Annotated in this window: 20 protein-coding genes; 12 read left to right on the plus strand and 8 right to left on the minus strand. The window is 66.1% G+C overall.

Features of this window, described 5'->3' with window-relative positions; all coding sequences use genetic code 11:
- Positions 1 to 200: 200 nt before the first annotated feature.
- Entirely contained in the window at positions 201 to 977 is a 777-nt protein-coding gene (locus SR870_RS05495; RefSeq protein WP_322517016.1) for an invasion associated locus B family protein, read from the plus strand.
- 106 nt (positions 978 to 1,083) lie between these two features.
- Here SR870_RS05495 and hspQ read toward each other — a convergent pair whose 3' ends face one another.
- A complete protein-coding gene (gene hspQ / locus SR870_RS05500) occupies positions 1,084 to 1,416 on the minus strand; it encodes a heat shock protein HspQ (RefSeq protein WP_322517017.1) in 333 nt (110 codons plus the stop codon).
- Positions 1,417 to 1,545: 129 nt separating this feature from the next.
- On the opposite strand from hspQ, the gene SR870_RS05505 reads away from it, so the two are divergent.
- Entirely contained in the window at positions 1,546 to 2,496 is a 951-nt protein-coding gene (locus tag SR870_RS05505; protein ID WP_322517018.1) for an AEC family transporter, read from the plus strand.
- 64 nt (positions 2,497 to 2,560) lie between these two features.
- On the opposite strand, the gene SR870_RS05510 is transcribed toward SR870_RS05505, so the two are convergent.
- Positions 2,561 to 3,757, minus strand: coding sequence for a UbiH/UbiF family hydroxylase (locus SR870_RS05510; RefSeq protein WP_322517019.1), 1,197 nt, complete (start codon positions 3,755 to 3,757; stop codon positions 2,561 to 2,563).
- Positions 3,758 to 3,885: 128 nt separating this feature from the next.
- Between SR870_RS05510 and pcsA the strand changes: the two genes are divergently transcribed.
- The gene (gene pcsA / locus SR870_RS05515; protein ID WP_322517020.1) at positions 3,886 to 4,623 is read left to right on the plus strand and encodes a phosphatidylcholine synthase; all 738 of its coding nucleotides are present in this window, start codon (positions 3,886 to 3,888) and stop codon (positions 4,621 to 4,623) included.
- Between the two features lie 99 nt (positions 4,624 to 4,722).
- Positions 4,723 to 5,697, plus strand: a complete 975-nt coding sequence (locus SR870_RS05520; protein ID WP_322517021.1) for a quinone oxidoreductase — start codon at positions 4,723 to 4,725, stop codon at positions 5,695 to 5,697.
- Between the two features lie 170 nt (positions 5,698 to 5,867).
- Here the strand turns inward: SR870_RS05520 and rimO are convergent, their stop codons facing one another.
- Positions 5,868 to 7,193: a 30S ribosomal protein S12 methylthiotransferase RimO gene (gene rimO / locus SR870_RS05525; protein WP_322517022.1), complete on the minus strand. Its 1,326-nt coding sequence runs from the start codon at positions 7,191 to 7,193 to the stop codon at positions 5,868 to 5,870.
- Between the two features lie 228 nt (positions 7,194 to 7,421).
- Here rimO and SR870_RS05530 point away from each other — a divergent pair, with 228 nt between their 5' ends.
- The gene (locus tag SR870_RS05530) at positions 7,422 to 7,568 is read left to right on the plus strand and encodes a hypothetical protein (RefSeq protein WP_322517023.1); all 147 of its coding nucleotides are present in this window, start codon (positions 7,422 to 7,424) and stop codon (positions 7,566 to 7,568) included.
- A gap of 8 nt (positions 7,569 to 7,576) precedes the next feature.
- Here the strand turns inward: SR870_RS05530 and SR870_RS05535 are convergent, their stop codons facing one another.
- Positions 7,577 to 8,491 carry a LysR substrate-binding domain-containing protein gene (locus tag SR870_RS05535; RefSeq protein ID WP_322517024.1) on the minus strand — a complete coding sequence of 305 codons (915 nt, stop codon included), beginning with the start codon at positions 8,489 to 8,491 and terminating at the stop codon, positions 7,577 to 7,579.
- A gap of 104 nt (positions 8,492 to 8,595) precedes the next feature.
- On the opposite strand from SR870_RS05535, the gene SR870_RS05540 reads away from it, so the two are divergent.
- Genes SR870_RS05540 through SR870_RS05555 form a run of 4 tightly spaced genes read left to right on the plus strand, consistent with a single transcriptional unit; the run spans position 8,596 to position 12,130 of the window.
- A complete protein-coding gene (locus SR870_RS05540) occupies positions 8,596 to 9,552 on the plus strand; it encodes an NrtA/SsuA/CpmA family ABC transporter substrate-binding protein (RefSeq protein WP_322517025.1) in 957 nt (318 codons plus the stop codon).
- Positions 9,553 to 9,560: 8 nt separating this feature from the next.
- Complete coding sequence (locus tag SR870_RS05545) at positions 9,561 to 10,463, plus strand: ABC transporter permease (protein WP_322517026.1); 903 nt, start codon at positions 9,561 to 9,563, stop codon at positions 10,461 to 10,463.
- Complete coding sequence (locus SR870_RS05550) at positions 10,456 to 11,274, plus strand: ABC transporter ATP-binding protein (protein WP_322517027.1); 819 nt, start codon at positions 10,456 to 10,458, stop codon at positions 11,272 to 11,274. Before SR870_RS05545 ends, SR870_RS05550 begins: the two co-directional genes overlap by 8 nt.
- 46 nt (positions 11,275 to 11,320) lie before the next feature.
- Positions 11,321 to 12,130, plus strand: a complete 810-nt coding sequence (locus SR870_RS05555; protein WP_416221154.1) for an alpha/beta hydrolase — start codon at positions 11,321 to 11,323, stop codon at positions 12,128 to 12,130.
- A gap of 10 nt (positions 12,131 to 12,140) precedes the next feature.
- Here the strand turns inward: SR870_RS05555 and SR870_RS05560 are convergent, their stop codons facing one another.
- The 3 genes from SR870_RS05560 to pxpB are packed head-to-tail and all read right to left on the minus strand — an operon-like array spanning position 12,141 to position 14,663.
- Positions 12,141 to 12,905 (minus strand): 5-oxoprolinase subunit PxpA, encoded by a 765-nt coding sequence (locus SR870_RS05560; protein ID WP_322517029.1) that lies wholly within the window; start codon positions 12,903 to 12,905, stop codon positions 12,141 to 12,143.
- 25 nt (positions 12,906 to 12,930) lie between these two features.
- Entirely contained in the window at positions 12,931 to 13,938 is a 1,008-nt protein-coding gene (locus SR870_RS05565) for a biotin-dependent carboxyltransferase family protein (RefSeq protein WP_322517030.1), read from the minus strand.
- A complete protein-coding gene (gene pxpB, locus SR870_RS05570; protein ID WP_322517031.1) occupies positions 13,935 to 14,663 on the minus strand; it encodes a 5-oxoprolinase subunit PxpB in 729 nt (242 codons plus the stop codon). The genes SR870_RS05565 and pxpB overlap by 4 nt, the downstream gene beginning before the upstream one ends.
- A 222-nt stretch (positions 14,664 to 14,885) precedes the next feature.
- Here pxpB and SR870_RS05575 point away from each other — a divergent pair, with 222 nt between their 5' ends.
- Together SR870_RS05575 and SR870_RS05580 are read left to right on the plus strand one after the other, a co-directional pair.
- A complete protein-coding gene (locus tag SR870_RS05575) occupies positions 14,886 to 15,599 on the plus strand; it encodes a ribonuclease activity regulator RraA (protein ID WP_322517032.1) in 714 nt (237 codons plus the stop codon).
- 20 nt (positions 15,600 to 15,619) lie between these two features.
- The gene (locus SR870_RS05580) at positions 15,620 to 16,027 is read left to right on the plus strand and encodes a cupin domain-containing protein (protein ID WP_322517033.1); all 408 of its coding nucleotides are present in this window, start codon (positions 15,620 to 15,622) and stop codon (positions 16,025 to 16,027) included.
- A gap of 97 nt (positions 16,028 to 16,124) precedes the next feature.
- On the opposite strand, the gene SR870_RS05585 is transcribed toward SR870_RS05580, so the two are convergent.
- Positions 16,125 to 17,048: a DUF2147 domain-containing protein gene (locus SR870_RS05585; RefSeq protein ID WP_322517034.1), complete on the minus strand. Its 924-nt coding sequence runs from the start codon at positions 17,046 to 17,048 to the stop codon at positions 16,125 to 16,127.
- A 247-nt stretch (positions 17,049 to 17,295) separates the two neighbouring features.
- On the opposite strand from SR870_RS05585, the gene SR870_RS05590 reads away from it, so the two are divergent.
- A complete protein-coding gene (locus SR870_RS05590) occupies positions 17,296 to 18,294 on the plus strand; it encodes a 30S ribosomal protein S2 (protein ID WP_322517035.1) in 999 nt (332 codons plus the stop codon).
- Positions 18,295 to 18,347 lie beyond the last annotated feature (53 nt).

Below are 18,347 nucleotides of genomic sequence, written 5' to 3' on the forward strand. Positions count from 1 at the left end.
CGAGTGAGGAAACGGGCCGCGGATGATTGTCGCCATTGATCTTTTCGTGCGCCGATGTATTGAAGGCCATCACTCGACGACGCCTGACCGGCCCGTCACGTAACTGCCTCAATTGGCACCGAGAGACCGGCCAAACGGCCAGATGTCAGCTCCGCGCGTCGCGGTGGGGTGTGCGACCGTTTCAGAAAGGGTTTTCCGCAATGAAGTCTTGCAACTTGGTCGCGACGGCCGGGCCGCGCGGGCGGGCATTCGTTCTGCTCACGGCGGCGGCCGTTGCCGCCCTGACCGTCGCTTCCGCAGCGCAAGCGCAGGCCCCGCAGCAGCCGGCCGCTCCGAAGGCGGCCCCGGCGCCGAAGGCTCCCCCGAAGGCGGCGCCGAAGGGCGGTCCCGCCGCTCAGGCGCCTGCCGCTGCGCCGCAACAAGAACAGCAGCAGGTTCAGCTGATCTATGCGCCGTGGACCAAGTTCTGCCTCAAGGGCCAGGACGCCAACGCCAAGCAGGTCTGCTTCACCGGCAAGGACGGCCGCATCGAGTCCGGCCAGCCGGTGATCGCGGCGGTGATCATCGAGCCGGAAGGCGAGCCGAAGAAGATCCTCCGCGTGACGCTGCCGCTCGGCATGCAACTCGTTCACGGCACCCGCATCATCGTCGACAGCAACGCGCCGCAGCAGAGCCCGTATGTGATCTGCTTCGCCAACGGCTGCATGTCCGACTACGAAGCGACCCCGGAATTGCTGGCCAGCATGAAGAAGGGCCAGAATCTGGTCGTGCAGGCGATCAATTCGAACGGCGCACCGCTGACGCTGCCGCTGCCGCTGGCGGAATTCGCAAAGGCCTATGACGGCCCGCCGACCGACCCGAAGCAGTTCGAAGAGACCCAGAAGAAGCTGCAGGAAGAGCTGCAGAAGCGCGCCGAAGAACAGCGCAAGAAACTCGAGGCGCAGGCTCCGGCGGGCGCCAATCCGGCCGCGAAGTAAGCCTGATATTCCGCGAAACGAAAAGGGCGCCCCTCGGGCGCCCTTTGTCTTAATCTCTGTTCGAATGTGTTTGATGAACCCGCTGGCTTTGGCGGGATATGCCGAACTAGTTCAGCGAGGGATTGCGCGGGCGGTAGCCGCCGGCCTTGTCCTTGACGAAGATTTCGGCGACCTGCGAATGCCGGATCGGTTCGCCGGAATCGTCCGGCAGCAGGTTCTGTTCCGAGACATAGGCGACGTATTCCGACTCGGCGTTCTCGGCGAGCAGATGATAGAACGGCTGGTCCTTGTGCGGCCGCACCTCTTCCGGGATCGACAGCCACCATTCCTCGGTGTTGTTGAATTCCGGATCGATGTCGAACACTACCCCGCGGAACGAAAAAATCCGGTGGCGGACGATCTGCCCGATCTGAAACTTGGCGGTTCTCGTCTTGATCATCCGAGTCGCATAGACCAGGATTGCGGCCGATGCTAGTGCGAAACCGGGCTTTCCGCTCGCCGTGGCGCAACGTCCATATCCCTGTTACCGGTCGATCATCCCCTCAGCCGGTCGCCCCAGCAGTCCCGCATGATCGACATTCTGAACCTCGCGCTTCCGTATTTCGGGCTGATCTTCGTCGGCTTCGCCTGCGGCCGGCTGAAGCGGCTGCCGGAAAACGGCCTCGCCTGGATGAACTTCTTCCTGCTCTACGTGTCGCTGCCGGCGCTGTTCTTCCGGATCATGTCGAAGACGCCGTTCGAGGAACTCAACAACCTGCCATTCGTGCTGGCGACCACGTTCGGCACGGCGTGCGCGTTCTTCATTTCGGGTCTGATCGGCCGCACCATCGGCGGCCTGTCGCTGCGCGAAGCGACGATGGCGAGCCTCGCCGGCGGCTACGGTAATATCGGCTATATGGGCCCCGGACTGGCCCTCGCGGTGTTGGGAACCAAAGCCGCGGTTCCGGTCGCGCTGATTTTCTGCTTCGACAGCATCTTCCTGTTCTCGATCGTGCCGCTGGCGATGGCGCTGACCGCCGGCGAACGGCGGCCGCTGCTGCCGACCATCGTCCACGTGGTGCGCGAGATCGTGCTGCATCCGTTGATCGTCGCGGCCTATTGCGGCGCTGCCGCAGCGGCATTCCACGTGCAATTGCCGGCCGCGGTCGACAATACGCTGCAGTTTCTGCAGAACGCCGCCGCGCCGGTGGCGCTGTTCACGCTCGGCGTGACGGTGGCGCTGCGTCCGTTCGGACGGGTGCCGTGGGAGATCCCCGGCATCGTCGCGGTGAAACTTCTGCTGCATCCGCTGATCGTGTTCGGCCTGATGCTGGCGTTCGGGCCGTTCACGCTGGAATGGGCCGCCACCGCGGTGCTGATGGCGTCGCTGCCGCCGGCGCTGAATGTGTTCGTGATCGCCCGGCAGTACAACACCTGGGTCGAGCCGGCATCGGTCGCCGTCCTGATCGGCACCTTCGTCTCGGTGGTGACGCTGACGACGGTGATGTGGCTGATCAGGACCGGGCAGTTGCCATTATAGCGAACATATATTTCCTGAGCATGATCTGATCCGAAAACCGGTCGCCACTTTTCGGGATCATGCTCTACAGCGATCGCCAGAACGGCGACATGCCTTCGCGCATCGCCAGACGCCGCAGCGGCCCGACCGAACTGATCAACTGCATCCCGACCGCGCGCGCGGCCTGCGCCGGCAAGAGATTGCTCAGCAACGTGCGATTGGCGATGTCGATGGCGAAGGTGCGGCTGGCGACATCGGCGCCGCGGGCGCGGCCGAACCGCGCGATCACCGCATCGCCGCCCAGATCCTGGTCGCGCGCCATCGCATCCTGGACGATCTCGGCGATGTCGCCGGCGTCGCGCAGCCCCATGTTGAGACCCTGGGCGCCGATCGGCGGCACCACGTGCGCGGCTTCGCCGACCAGCACGATCCGGCGCCGGCCGTAGGCGCTCGGCTTCTCGATCGCGAGCGGAAACAGGTTGCGGCCGGGCTCGACGCTGAGGCGGCCGACGATCGAGTGCGACTGCTTTTCGGCGGCTGCGGAGAGTTCGTCGTCGCCGAGCGCCATCAGCCGCTGCGCTTCCTTCGGCGCGGCGACCCAGACGACGCTCATCCGTCGGCCGGGCAGGGGCACGAAGACGCAGGGGCCCTCAGGGGTGTGGAATTCGGTCGAGACGTTGTGGTGCGGCCGCGCCGTCCCGACGTTGAAGGTGAGCGCCGACTGGTTGAGCGCGCGGCTGCTGACCGTGATTCCGGCGGCTTGCCGGCATTGCGAGGTGCGGCCATCGGCGCCGATCACGAGCGCGGCCGACAGGGTCTGGCCCTGACGGGTGCGGACCACGGCGGTCTCATCGCCGGGGGCGACGGATTCGGCCTCGTCGTCGAACCGGTCGAGATTGGCGACCTCCGCGGCGCGCTCTTCCAGCGCGAGCATCAGATTGCGGTTCTCGATATTGAAGCCGAACGCATCCATGCCGATCTCGTTGGACGCGAACCGCACCTCCGGCGCCCGGATCAGCCGGTTGGTGTCGTCGACCAGCCGCATCGTCCGCAGCGCGGCCGCCTTGCCGGCGCAGCGGCGCCAGACGTCGAGTTTTTCCAGCAGGTCGATGGAATCGCCGAGCAGCGCCGTGGTGCGGTTGTCCGCGTAAGGCACCTTGCGGGCGATCAGGGCGGTCAGCGCCCCGGTCTCGGCGACCGCGATCGCGGCGGCGAGGCCGGCGGGGCCGCCGCCGACCACGATGACGTCGTAACTGTTGGGCTCGAGCAGGCTTTGGGTCATGGCAAGACAATCGTCAGTCGCCGCGCCGATTTCAAGCCCGCTCTGCGACATTCATGCTCCCGGCGTGGTGCGCGACGGCGGCCGCGCCCGATGCAAACGCGGTCCGGACCTGATATGCAGAGAGCCTCATGACCCCGCTGGACCAGCCGAATCCCCTCCCGGCGCCGCGCGCCAAGCGCATGGCCGCGTTTTCGGTGCATCTCCTGACCGCAGCCGGCGTCGGGATCGCCTTGCTGTCGATGCTGGAAGCCGTCCGCGAGCATTGGGCGGCGATGTTCGGCTGGCTCGGCCTCGCGCTGGTGATCGACGGCATCGACGGGCCGTTGGCGCGGCGATTCGACGTGCAGCGGCTGCAGCCGGACTGGGACGGCGACGTGCTCGACCTGGTGGTCGATTTCGTCACCTACGTGTTCGTCCCGGCCTATGCGATCACCGCGAGCGGCCTGCTGATGCCGATCGCCGCTCCCATTCTCGGCGTCGGCATCGTGATCAGTTCGGCGCTGTACTTCGCCGACCGCAAGATGAAGACGGCCGACAATCACTTCCGTGGCTTCCCGGCATTGTGGAATGCGGCGGCGTTCTACCTGTTTCTGCTGCATCCGCCACCGATCGCAGCCAGCATCGGCATCGCCGCGCTGATCGTCCTCACCTTCGTGCCTTTCAACGTGCTGCATCCTGTTCGGGTGGCGCGCTTTCGCAAATTCAACCTGATCCTGATCGCAATCTGGGCGGTGCTGGCGATCTACGTCATCATGCGGCATTTCGAAGTCCCGGCCCCGGTCACGGTGACTCTTTGCGCGATCGCGATCTATATCGGGACCGCTGATGCAGCCATTCGCTTGATCCGACGAGTCCGGCCGCAGTGACGTAGCGCCGATGCTTGCATCCGCCGCGGCGAGGTCGGTTGACAACGCCGCGAGGATGGCCTTCGGTTGCGCGTTGCGTAAATTCCTAAGGGGACGATGATGACGAAAGCTGTGCGGGTCCATCGGGTTGGCGGTCCGGAGGCGTTGGTCTACGAGGCCATCGAGCTGGCACCGCCCGGAGACGGCGAGGTCCGCATCCGCCAGCACGCCGTCGGCCTGAACTTCATCGACGTGTACTTCCGCACCGGCCTGTACAAGGCGCCGACGATGCCGTTCATCGCCGGCAACGAGGCGGCGGGGGAGGTGGTAGCGGTCGGACCGCACGTCACCAATTTCCATCCCGGTGATCGCGTCGCGTACTATTCGAATCTCGGTGGCTACGCCACCGAGCGCAACATCGAAGCCGCGAAGCTCGTGAAGCTGCCCGATCACATCACCTACGAGCAGGGCGCGGTGCTGATGCTCAAGGGCCTGACGGTGTGGTACCTGCTGCACAAGACCTTCAAGGTCGAGCCGGGTCACCGCGTCCTGATCCACGCCGCAGCCGGCGGCATCGGTCTGCTCGCCTGCCAATGGGCGCGGGCGCTCGGCGCGCATGTCATCGGCACCGTCGGCTCGAAGGCCAAGGCCGATCTCGCGCTGGCCAATGGCTGCGATCACGTCATCCTCTACAACGAGGAGGACTTCGTCGCGCGGGTCAAGCAGATCAGCCGCAACGAACTCTGCGACGTGGTCTATGACGGCGTCGGCAAGACGACGTTTCCGGGATCGCTGTCCTGCATCAAGCCGCGCGGATTGTTCGTCTCGTTCGGCAACGCATCGGGGCCGGTGCCGCCGTTCGCGCTCGCCGAACTCAACAATCACGGCTCGCTGTTCGCGACGCGGCCGAAGCTGAACGACTATGTCGGCACCCGCAAGGAACTGATCGAAGGCGCCGACACGCTGTTCTCGGCGGTGATCGAGGGCAAGCTGCACGTCCCGATCAACCGCGCCTACGCCCTGAAAGACGCCGCCAAGGCGCATATCGATCTGGAAGGGCGTGTGACGACCGGGGCGTCGATTCTGAAGCCGTAGCGCCCAAAATCCGTGTCCCGGACAAGGTGCAGCGCGCAGCGCTGCGCCGCAGATCCGGGACCCCGGTTTCTTCGCGAGCGGCCCAACCGGGACCCCGGATCAGCAGCGCACCACGCCGCAATTGCGGCGCGCTGCGCAGCATCCGGGGCACGCGCGTTGGTAGCTGCGCTTCAGAACCCCGCCACCGTCCCGTGCAGATCATACGCGTCGGCGCGGTCGATCTTCGCGGTGACGATTTCGCCGACGCGCAGTGGGCGGCGGCTGGTCAGATAGACGCTGCCGTCGATCTCCGGGGCGTCGGCTTTGGAGCGGCCCTTGGCGACGGTCGGGCCGATTTCGTCGATGATGATCTGCTGCCGCGTGCCGACCTTGCGCTTCAGCCGCCGCGCCGAGATCGCCTGCTGTCGCGCCATCAACCGGTTCCAGCGCTCCTGCTTGATCTCGTCCGGCACCTGACCTTCGAGTGCATTCGACGGCGCGCCGGCGACCGGCTCGTATTTGAACGCGCCCAAGCGATCGATCTCGGCCTCATTGAGCCAGTCCAGCAGGAACTCGAAATCCCGCTCGGTCTCGCCGGGAAAGCCGACGATGAAGGTCGAGCGCAGCGCCAGATCGGGGCACTCCGCGCGCCAGCGCTTGATGCGGTCGAGCGTCTTGTCCTGCGCCGCCGGGCGTTTCATCAGCCGCAGCACGTCGGGGCTGGCGTGCTGGAACGGGATGTCGAGATAGGGCAGCACCTTGCCCTCGGTCATCAGCCCGATGACTTCGTCGACATGCGGGTAGGGGTAGACGTAGTGCAATCGCACCCAGGCGCCGAGATCGCCGAGTTCGCGGGCCAGATCGATGAATTTGGCGCGGACGCTGCGGTCCTTCCACGGGCTCTCGGCATATTTCAGATCGACGCCGTAAGCAGAGGTGTCCTGCGAGATCACCAGCAGTTCCTTGACGCCGGCGGCGACCAGCTTCTCGGCCTCGCGCAGCACGTCTGCGGCGGAGCGCGACGCGAGATCGCCGCGCAGCTTCGGGATGATGCAGAAGCTGCAGCGGTTGTTGCAGCCTTCGGAAATCTTCAAGTACGCGTAGTGCCGCGGCGTCAGCCGGATGCCTTGCTCCGGCACCAGATCGAGATGCGGATTGTGCAGCGCCGGCTTGGCGCGATGCACCGCGTCGAGCACGCTCTCGTATTGCTGCGGGCCGGTGATCGACAATACGCCGGGATAGGCTTTCTCGATCTGCTCCGGCTCGGCGCCCATGCAGCCGGTGACGATGACCTTGCCGTTGGCGGCCATCGCCTCGCCGATCGCGGCGAGCGATTCCTGCTTGGCGCTGTCGAGGAAGCCGCAGGTGTTGACGATGACGAGATCGGCGCCGTCGTGCTGGCGCGCGAGTTCGTAACCCTCGGCGCGCAGCCGGGTGATGATCCGCTCGGAATCCACCAGCGCCTTGGGGCATCCCAGCGAGACAAAACTGATTTTTGGCGCGGCCGCCTGCTGCATCGGTTTGAAACTGCCTGATTGAGGACCCCGAGCTAAACCCCTTCGGCGGCGCTGACAAGGCGGTTCCGGCGGATGGCCCGAGAACGATGTCGCTCCGGCCGGTTCCAAAAGAGGGAATCTTTCCCGGTTCCGGGACCCGGACGGCATCGGCGTTGTTATTTGGTTGGCCATCTTGCGCGTCGGCGAGATCAGGCTTTCTTGTTCCATTGCGAGCTTGGGAGTCAAACGATGCGACAGCAGAATCCGGCGATCACCACCAGCCACGCCCGGACGTGGGCCAACCTCCTGCTCGATGCCGACCTGATCGTGCTCGGCGCGGCCATCGGTCTAATCGTAGCCGTCGCCTTCGGTACGCCGCATCTGCGGCTATTGTGATCGTGGAACTAATCGTGGGATCCGCTGCCAGCCTGGGTTCGGACGAACCGCGCCGACGGCGCCAGGGCGGTGTTGGCGAAGTGTCGGACGATCACCCCCGCGAGGGCCTCGGCCGCCGGATTGGCGCGGCGGGCGGAGCGGTACATCACCAGATCGACCTTGGGCAGCGCCGGGAAGGTGTCGCCACGCCCCAGCGTGCGCATGCCGGGAAGCACTGAACTCTTTCCCACCACGCTGACCGCGATGCCCGCGAACACCGCCGCCTGAATGCCGCCGATGCTCTCGCTGATGCAGCGAAGCCGCCAGGTCCGGCCGATACTTTCCAGCGCGGCGAGCCCGAAATCGCGGAAGATGTTGCCGGGCGGCAGCATCGCCAGTGGCACGGGGTTTTCCAAATGGACCGAGCCGCGTTCCGAGGTCACCCAGACCAGTTCTTCCTGCGCCACCAGTTCGCCGACCTTGAAAGCGGGCATTCCGGTGACGATCGCGAGATCGATTTCGGCGCGTTCGACGGACGCCATCAGCCGGCTCGACAGCGCGCATCTCAGCTCGACATTGACGTTGGGATAGGCGCTGCGGAAGTCGGACAGGATGCCCGGCAGCAGGTAGGCCGCATAGAGATCCGGCATGCCGAGCACCACCATGCCGTCGAGCTTGGGCGCGGCGAGACGGGAGCGTAGTTCGTCCTGCAGACCCATGATGGTGCGGGCATAGCCGAGAACGAGTTCGCCGTGGTTGGTCAGCACCAGCTTGCGCCCGACCTTGGTGAACAGCGGCGCGCCGGTGGCTTCCTGAAGCCGGTTGAGCTGCAGGCTGACCGCGGGCTGGGTCCGTCCCAGCCGGCGTGAGGTTTCCGAGAAACTGCCGGTCTGAACCAGGACGATGAAGGTCTGCAACAGGCGGAGATCGAGCGGAGCGAGCATCGTTCTATTAAGGCAGCTTATCAAACCGATATAAACAATAAATTTCTGATGTTGTTGCGTCGCACCTACAGTTGCTTTGCCGGAATGCAGCAGCGAGGATCGCCATGCCAACCACATCCAGACGGAACTTCATTCGCCTCGCGGCCGCCGCGACCGCGCTCGCCTCGACGAGCGTCAGAGCGCTCGCGGCCGATCGCGTCATCAAGGTCGGGACGCTGAAGCTGATCCACGGCATCACCCCGTATTTCTATGAAAAGTTCACGCCGGCCGGCTTCAAGATCGAGGTGATCCCGTTCGAAAGCCCGACCGACGGCAAGAACGCGGTGGTCACCGGCTCGGTCGATTTCGGCATCTTCGGCCTGGCGGCGGCGACGCTCGGCGGCGCCAATGGCGAGCCGGTGGTGGTGGTCGGCGCCGCCTGCAACCGCGGCATGGCGGTGGTTGCCGGCAAGGATTCGGGCATCAACAGCATCAAGGACCTCAAGGGCAAGAAGGTCGCGATCTGGCCGGGATCGACCCAGGAGGTCGTGATCCTCGACCGTCTCAGCGCCGAAGGCATGACCATCAAGGACATCGAGGCCGTCCGGGTCTCGTTCAGCGACATGGCGCCGGCGCTCGCGCGCGGCGACATCGCCGCCTATGTCGGCGCCGAACCCGCGGCCGGCATCAGCCTCGCCAACGGCGTCGGCAAGATCGTCGAGTACCCGTATTCGACCCCGACCGGCTCGCTCAACATGGTGCTGAGCACGCGCCGTGAACTGATCGAAAAGGACCCCGAACTGATCCGCACGCTGCTGAAGATCCACCGCAAGGCCAGCGAATTCGCCATGGGCGATCGCGACGCGTTCACCGCGATGGCGATGCAGAAGCTCGGGCAGCAGCGCCCGTCGATCGAGCAGGCGGCGCCGAATGTCGAGCTGACCTGGAACATCGACGATCTGTTTCTGAAACAGGCGCAATATTACGGTTCGCAGATGCTGGCGAAGAAGCAGATCCGGCAGTTGCCGGACTACACGACCTTCATCGACCCCAGCTTCGTCAAAGCCATCTCGGCGTCGTGAGCTCCGCGATGAGTCTCGAGGGCACCATCTCCCGGCCTGATCTCGGCGGAGCCAAAGCGACCACCCCGGTCGCCGCGGCTCCGGTCGCGGCCGGCCGGGCCCAACCGCGGCTGCGCGGCCGCTCTTTCGCCGTGAGGCTGCGCAGCATCGCACTCGCCGTCGTGGTGCCGCTCGGCCTGCTGCTGTTGTGGGACGTGCTGGTGCGCTGGACCGGCACGCGATTGGTGCCGCCGCCGTCCGGCGTCGCCGTGATGATGTGGGACTTCGCGTTCGGCGGGATCTATGACGACGCCTACAGCGGCAGCCTGCCGATCCATTTCTGGAAATCGGTGCAGCGGGTCTATGGCGGCTTCCTTTTGGCCGCGCTGGTCGGAATCCCTCTGGGGCTGATGATCGGCCGGATTCCGCTGCTGCGCGCGATGCTCGATCCGACGCTGTCGCTGTTGCGGCCGATCCCGGTCACCGCCTGGCTGCCGCTGTCGATGATCTTCTTCGGCCTCGGTCCGAAATCGGCGGTGTTCCTGGTCTTCCTCGGCGCGTTCTATCCGATCCTGCTGAATACGATCTTCGGGGTGAAATCGGTCGACGCACGGCTGTTCGAGGCGGCGGGTATGCTGGGCTGCCGCGGCCCGCAATTGTTCCGCGCCGTGGTGCTGCCGGCGGCGCTGCCCAGCATCTTCAACGGCCTGCGTCTCGGCGCTTCCTTCGCCTGGATCCTGATCGTGGTCGGCGAGATGACCGGTGTGCCGGAAGGGCTCGGCGCGGTCATCATGGACGGCCGCACGCTGTCGCGCACCGACCTCGTCATCACCGGCATGATCATCATCGGCATCACCGGATTCCTGTCCGATCGGATTCTGGTGCTGCTCAGCAATTACTTCCTTCGCTGGAGTCCGCAGCATCATGCTTGATCATTCCGCCGTCCGCGGCGCATCGCCTGTGATCCTCGAGGTCGGCGACCTCAACAAGATCTACGAGGCCTCGAACGGTCCGGTCGAGGCGCTGCGCGGCGCCAATCTGACGGTCCGCAAGGGCGAGTTCATCTGCCTGCTCGGCGCTTCCGGCTGCGGCAAATCCACCTTGCTGCGGATCATCGCGGGATTCGAGACCGCAACGGAGGGCTCGGTCGCGGTCTATGGCTGCAAGGTCGACGGCCCCGGCCCCGATCGCGGCATGGTGTTTCAGGACTACGCCCTGTTCCCATGGCTGACGGTGCGGGAGAATATCGGTTTCGGACCGAGCCATCGCCGGATCGCGCCGAAGGAAGTGGCCAAGCTCACCGAGAAATTCATGGCGATGGTCGGGCTGTCCGCATTCGCCGATCGCTATCCGCATCAATTGTCCGGCGGCATGAAACAGCGCGTCGCGATCGCGCGGGTGCTGGCGAACGACGCCGACATTCTGCTGATGGACGAACCATTCGGCGCGCTCGACGCGCTGACGCGCAGCACGCTGCAGGAGGAACTGATCGAGCTGTGGCGGACCACCCGGCTGACGGTGATCTTCGTGACGCATTCGGTGGAGGAGGCGGTGCTGCTCGCGGACCGGGTGGTGGTGATGTCGGCCGGGCCGGGCCGGATCGATTGCGAGGTCGACATCGACCTGCCGCGCCCCCGGGATGTGGCGTCGCTGGAGTTCAACGCTCTGCGTCGCGACGTCACCAAGCGACTGACGAGCCATCTCGCCGGCAAGCAGCCGGCTGCGGCGACGGCGGATTCCTGAATTGACCGTCTCAGTGCAGGATGAGGCGAAAGCCGTTTTTCGCGGCATGGACCGCGCGACGCTCGACGCGGCCTACAACAACAGCGCGGCTGTCGCCGACAGTCCGCTCTGGCTGGAGCAGTGGCGCGCACGCAGCGCTGTCCGCCGGGCCGCCCCGCGCGCCCGGCTGGATCTGGCTTATGGCGACAAGGAGCGAACGTCGCTCGATTACTTCGCCGCCGGGGTCTCCGGCGCACCATTGCTGGTGTTCCTGCACGGCGGCTATTGGCAGCGCAACAGCAAGGAGATGTTCTCCTTCGTGGCGGATGGCCCGAACGCGCGCGGCGTCGATGTCGCCGTGGTGGGCTACACGCTGGCGCCGGCCGCGCGACTGTCCGAGATCGTCGGCGAGATCGATCAGGCGCTGGATTTTCTCGTCGCCGATGCCGATCGGTTTGGCTTTGACCGGCGACGGCTCGTGGTCGGCGGCTGGTCCGCCGGCGGCCATCTGGCGTCGGTCGCCAGCGCTCGTCCCGCGGTCAGCGGCGCGCTGTGCATCAGCGGCATCTTCGACCTGGAGCCGATCGCGCTGTGCTATCTCAATGATCTGTTGCGACTGGACCGGCAGGAAATCGAACAACTGAGTCCGCTTCGCCGCATCCATGCCGGCGCGGCGCCGCAAAGTCTCGTGGTGGGCGGCGATGAACTGCCCGAGTTGCGGCGGCAATCGGCGGACTACGCCGAGGTCGCGCGCCGCTTCGGACTGCCGGTCAGGTTGCGGACGCTGCCCGGGCATCATCACTTTTCGATGCTGGACGAACTAGCCGGCGCCGACGGCGCCTTGACCTCCGAACTGCTGAGCCTGCTCGGCGAGTAGCGGGCTCAGGTCACGGTTGGGCGAACGGCGCGACTTTGATGCCGTTGTCCTCGAGCGTCTGCCTGACGCCGCGGGCGATCGCCACCGCGCCCGTGGTGTCGCCGTGAATGCACACGGTGTCGGTGCGCATCTTGATGACCTTGCCGGTCACCGACACCACGGCGCCGTCCTGCGCCATCCGCAGCACCCGCTCGGCGATGACGGCCGGATCGTGCAGCACGGCGCCGGGTTTGCGACGCGAGACGAGATTGCCGTCATCCTCATAGGCGCGATCGGCGAACACTTCGTGCGCCATCTCCAGGCCGGCGGCGTCGCCGGCATCGACCAGCTTCGAATTCGCCAGCACCACGAAGATCAGCGTCGGATCGACGGCCTTGATCGCGGCGGCGATCGCCCGCGCGGTCATGTCGTCCTCGCAGGCGACGTTGGACAGCGCGCCGTGCGCCTTCACATGGGTGACCTTGTGTCCCGCCAGCGATGCGACCGCCTGCAGTGCGCCGATCTGATAGGCCACGAGGTTTTCGATCTCGGCCGCGGTGATGCCCGGCACCGGGCGACGGCCGAAGCCATGCAGATCGCGAAAGCCCGGATGCGCGCCGATCGCAACGCCATGCGCCTTCGCCATCGCGACCGTCTTGTGCATGATGTCCGGATCGCCGGCGTGGAAGCCGCAGGCGACGTTGACGCTGGTGGCGATGCGCATCATCGCCGCATCGTCGCCCATGCTCCACGCGCCGAAACCTTCACCGAGGTCGCAGTTCAGATCGATCTTCATCCTACGTCATCTCCTTGAAGCGATCTCAGGCGTCGAGCGCGTTGGTGACTGCACCGGCGACGTTGGCCGTGAGCAGCGCGTCGAGGTCGAGCCTCGCATGATGCGCGTCCTGCAGTCGATCGGGCAGGGCGCGGATCAGCCCGGCTATGATGCGGTACTCGGCCTGCGCCTCGTCCACGCTCACCGACTTGAAGCGGAACGGCCGCCCGGGCTGAAGCTGCGCAAGGCGACAGAGATCGGCCGTGATCACCGTTGCGATTTTCGGATAGCCGCCGCTGGTGCCGCGATCGGGCATCAGCACGATGGGCTGGCCATTGCCGGGAACCTGAATGCTGCCGTCGACGGTGCCGTCGGAGACGATGTTGTGGCCGTGCAGATGGCGGATTTCCGGACCTTCGAGGCGATAGCCCATCCGGTCGCTGGTCGCCGACACTTTCCACTCGCTGGCGAGGAAGGTCGCGACGGCGTCGCCGAATTCGTCGTCCTGTGGGCCCAGCACGACGCGGATCGGCCCGTCGGGCGGCTTCGGCAGATCGAGGCGACGTTCGGACGCGACGGCTGCCGACGCGGCCGGGATGGCGTCGCCGGCCTGCAGCGGGCGCGGGTAGGGACTGCCGAGGCCGGCGCGGGCGTTGACCGAGAGACTGCCGAACATCGGCTCACCACCGATGCCTCCCGCGATCGCCAGATAGCTGAACACTTGGCTGCGCGCGATTCCCAACGTCAAAGTCTCTCCGTCGGCGAGCAGAAACGACTCGCCAAGTCCGATCGCGCAGCCATCGATCGCGGCGGGCCGCTCCGCGCCGGTCAGCGCCAGACGCACCGCGCCGTCGCGTGCGGTGAATGATGCGCCGAGCGGCCCCAATTCGATCGCGGCCGCGAACGCGTCGTTGCCGACCAGCACATTTGCGGCGGCGAGCGACAAACGATCCATCGCGCCGCTCGGCGTCAGCCCGTAGCGTTGCGCGCCGTGGCGTCCCGCATCCTGCACGGAGCTCGCCGGGCCGACATTGTCGATCAGAAGTTTGCTCATGACGCCGACAACTCGGCGACGATTTCGCCGTGCGCGGCGGCGCGATCCTGTTCGGCGAATTCCCTGGCGTCGATCCGGACGAAGCTGACGGCGTCTCCGGGCTCGAGCAGGAAGACCGGATCGCGATGCAAGTGATAAGTCCTGACCGGCGTGCGCCCCAGCAGATGCCAACCGCTCGGGCCGGGCAGGCATTGCACGCCCGTCTGCACGCCGCCGACCGAGATCGTACCCGCGGGTGTGAGCAGGCGGGGCGCTTGTCGTCGTGGAATGGCGAGCGCCGGATCGAGTCCGGACAGATACGACCAGCCCGGCGTGAAACCGATCATCGCGACGCGATATTCGCCGCCGGCGTGGCGCGCGACCAGATCGTCCGGTGTGATCTTCAGCATGGCGGCGGCGTCCTCGAGATCGACGCCGTGTTCGCCGCCATAGCAGACCGGAATCCGCCAGCGCCGTTTCGCGGTCGTCGCCGCTTCGATATGTGACCGCGCCAGCGCCGATAATTGCTCGGCGAGTGCCTCAAAACCGATCTGCTCCGGATCGTAGTGCACCAGCAGCGAGCGATAGGTCGGCACCGTCTCTCGCACGCCGGCGATCGCGTGCTGCGCCAGCAGGCCGTCGAGCGCAAGCACGCGCTGATTGGCCTCGGTGCTGATCTCGCGGCCGAAATCGACCGTGATCGCGGCGTCGCCGCTCGGCAGCATGCGTGGAGGGGTGAGCGCCATATCCCTGAGATCTCATCACTGCGAGCTTCAGCCATAGCCTGTTTCTCGCGTGCGCGAAAATCAACTCCTACTCATCGTGTTTGCGATAACACTCCGTCGGGACGGGCGATAAGGTGTGGTGATCAGTCGTTCCGCGGTGGGCTGCCGAGCGCGGCATGCGGCTTGACGGCGGAGGTCGCGCCAGCAAGATGCGGTGCAAATCTCTCGAGGAGCTGCTCGTCCATGTCACTGACCCCCGACGCCATCGCCACCCTCGCGCGCGTGTCGACCGCGACCATCACCACGGTGTTGTTGAAGAAGGGGCTGCGCAATGTCTGGCTGCGGGGCGCGCGGCCGCTGCGGCCGGGCCAGCCGCGGCTGGTCGGCGAGGCGTTCACGCTGCGCTTCGTGCCGGCGCGCGAAGACCTCGCCACGCCGGAATCGTGGGCCTCGCCGATCTCGACCCGGGCCGCGATCGAGGCGATGCCCGAAGGCTGCATCGCCGTGATCGATGCGATGGGCGTCAGCGACGCCGGCGTGTTCGGCGACATTCTGTGTGCGCGGATGGTGAAGCGCGGCATGACGGCGCTGGTCACCGACGGCGTGGTGCGCGATCTGGAAGGCGTGCTCGGGACCGGGCTGCCGGTGTGGTGCAACGGCGCCGCCGCGCCGCCGTCCGTCGCCGGTCTCACTTTCGTCGGCTGGGGCGAGCCGATCGCCTGCGGCGGGGTCGCGGTGTTCCCGAAGGACATCATCGTCGCCGACCAGGACGGCGTGGTGCTGATCCCGCAGGCGCTGCTCGACCACGTGCTGGCCGAGGGCCCGGAGCAGGAGCGGATGGAAGGCTGGATCGTCGAGGAGGTCAACAACGGCGCTGTGCTGCCGGGGCTGTATCCGATGAACGCCGAAACCAAGGCCCGCTATGCCGCGTTCAAGGAAAAGGCCGGCAAGGCGTAACCAGACCGCAGAGGGCAGACATGGATATTTTCGCAGCCGGTTCGCGGCCGACCCAGCGGGCGCCAAAGGACTATTTCACCGGGACGGTGTGGCAGGACCCGATCGTCTCCGCGCCGGCCCCGGCGCGGCTGGCGGCAACCCGAGTGGCGTTCGAACCCGGCGCACGGACGGCCTGGCACACCCATCCGCTCGGCCAGACGCTTTACGTCGTCACCGGCGTCGGTCGGATTCAGACCGAAGGTGGCCCGGTCCGGGAGATCAGGGCCGGCGACGTGGTCTGGATACCGCCCGGCGAAAAGCACTGGCACGGCGCATCGCCGACCAACGGCATGACTCACATCGCGATGCAGGAGGCGCTCGACGGCAGCTTCGCGACCTGGATGGAACAGGTGACTGACGCGGATTATGCCGTCTTGCCATCGGCTTAATTGGAACTTCTGAACTGGCGGGAAAGCGCCGTTAAGGCGCTAACGGGAATTGGTAGGGATCTGAGATTTCAGATCAGGATTGTGCGCCAACTATCAGTCATTCTACGCGACTCCATACTTGGCCGCCGCAGAACATGCCGCCGAAAGCGCAGCCCCGCACCTTCAGTCGGTCCGAGCCGTTGAGGGCGATAGTGGAGTCATATCGGCTGCCCGATTTCGGATCGTAGATCCGGCCGCTCCATTTGTTGTCGCCGCCCGGCTTCATGTTGATCAGGATCTTTTCGCCGTTCTGGTTCGACCTGGCGTCGACCGAGTAGCCGCACAGATGCGGGCCGCACTGCTCGATCCGAATCTTGCCCTCTCTTTCCTCCGTCAGCCAGACGCCAAGGGGCGACGGCTTGTCGACCACAGGCGCGGTCTGGTTTTGCGCGGGAACCGACGGCGGCACGGCGGCGACCACCGGGGCAGGCGGTTGCGTCTGCGGGCTTTCGGCAGAAGCCGCAGGTGCCGCTGCTGGCGGCTCCGGAGCCCGGTTCGCGGTGGTTGCTGGCGCGGCGGTCGCCGGATCGCTTGTGGTCGCTGCGGGAACGTGCGGGGGCGGCGCCGCGACCTTGGGCGCCGTGCTGGTCGGTTCCTTCGGATCGACGCCGGCGGCGGTGTCCTTCGGCTCGGGCTGGGCGAGCGGCTTGCGGGACTGCTGGGCCGGCTTCCGGCCGTCGCGGAGGTCGTCGCCCGCATCCTCCTGTTCGGCCCGGGAACGCTTGGCGCGCTTCGGTCTGGATTCGTAGACGCCGGGAATCGAGACGGAGACGCAGGACGCGTCGTCGCAATCCCGCGGCTTCTCGATCCGGATCGTGCGTCCGCCGATGTCGAACGAATAGGTGTCGCCGGCTTGGGCCACGGTGCTCGTCACCATCAGCGCCGCCAGCGCGATGAACCTCTTCATGACTTCCTCCTGGACTCGCGTGGTGCGCATGCCAGTCTGCACCCGGACGAAGCTTTTCAGCGTGAGCCAGGTCACGCATTGAAGATGAGACGCCGGCATCCGGCTAAGGTTCAAGCACGGGGCGGCGGCCGGAGCCGGGCGGGGGCGGCGAGACCGAGGCGCTACGCCTTGCGTTATCGGGGAATCCGGCTATAACCCGCGCCATCTCACACGGAAGCATGGCTTAATCGCCGTCCGGTGGCACCGGGCCGGAAGGCAGGATTGTCCTGTCCCAACGCTCGTTGCTCACACGCTTCCGGAGGAACAACCGGAGAATAAACCTATGGCACTTCCCGAATTCTCTATGCGTCAGCTGCTCGAAGCCGGCGTCCACTTTGGTCACCAGTCGCACCGCTGGAATCCGAAAATGGCCGAGTACATTTTCGGCGCCCGCAACAACATCCACATCATCGACCTCGCGCAGACCGTGCCGTTGATGCACCGCGCGCTGCAGGCGATCAGCGACACCGTCGCCAAGGGCGGCCGCGTGCTGTTCGTCGGCACCAAGCGGCAGGCCCAGGACGCCGTCGCCGACGCCGCCAAGCGGTCGGCGCAGTATTTCGTCAATTCGCGTTGGCTCGGCGGCACGCTGACCAACTGGAAGACGATCTCCGGTTCGATCAAGCGGCTGCGTCATCTCGACGACGTGCTGAACTCGGGCGACGCCAACGCCTACACCAAGAAGGAGCGGCTGACGCTGCAGCGCGAGCGCGACAAGCTCGACCGCTCGCTCGGCGGCATCAAGGACATGGGCGGCCTGCCGGACCTGATCTTCGTGATCGACACCAACAAGGAAGACATCGCGATCCAGGAAGCCCAGCGCCTCGGCATCCCGGTCGCGGCGATCGTCGATACCAATTGCGACCCGAAGGGCATCACCTATCTGGTGCCCGGCAATGACGACGCCGGCCGCGCCATCGCGCTGTATTGCGACCTGATCGCCCGCGCGGTGATCGACGGCATCTCGCGCGCGCAGGGCGATTCCGGCATCGACATCGGCGCCTCGTCGCGTCCGCTGCGCGAGGACCTGCCGGTCGTGCAGGCCACCGCCGGCTTCCAGGGACTCTCGGGTCCGCGCGGCACGCCTGACGACCTCAAGAAGCTCGCCGGCGTGTCCGGCGACATCGAGAAGAAGTTCAACGACCTCGGCATTTTCCACTACTGGCAGCTCGCCGAGCTCAACTCCGATACCGCGCATCAGATCGGCGAAGAAGTCGGTCTGCCGGGTCGCGTCGATGGCTGGGTCGCCCAGGCCAAGGGGCTGACCGCCGAGGCGGAATAGCGCGAGCCGTTGCGGCCGGGACGTCCGGCCGCAACGTTCCGTCGTCAAAATCT

It is taken from the genome of Rhodopseudomonas palustris, assembly GCF_034479375.1.
Classification (GTDB): domain Bacteria; phylum Pseudomonadota; class Alphaproteobacteria; order Rhizobiales; family Xanthobacteraceae; genus Rhodopseudomonas; species Rhodopseudomonas palustris_M.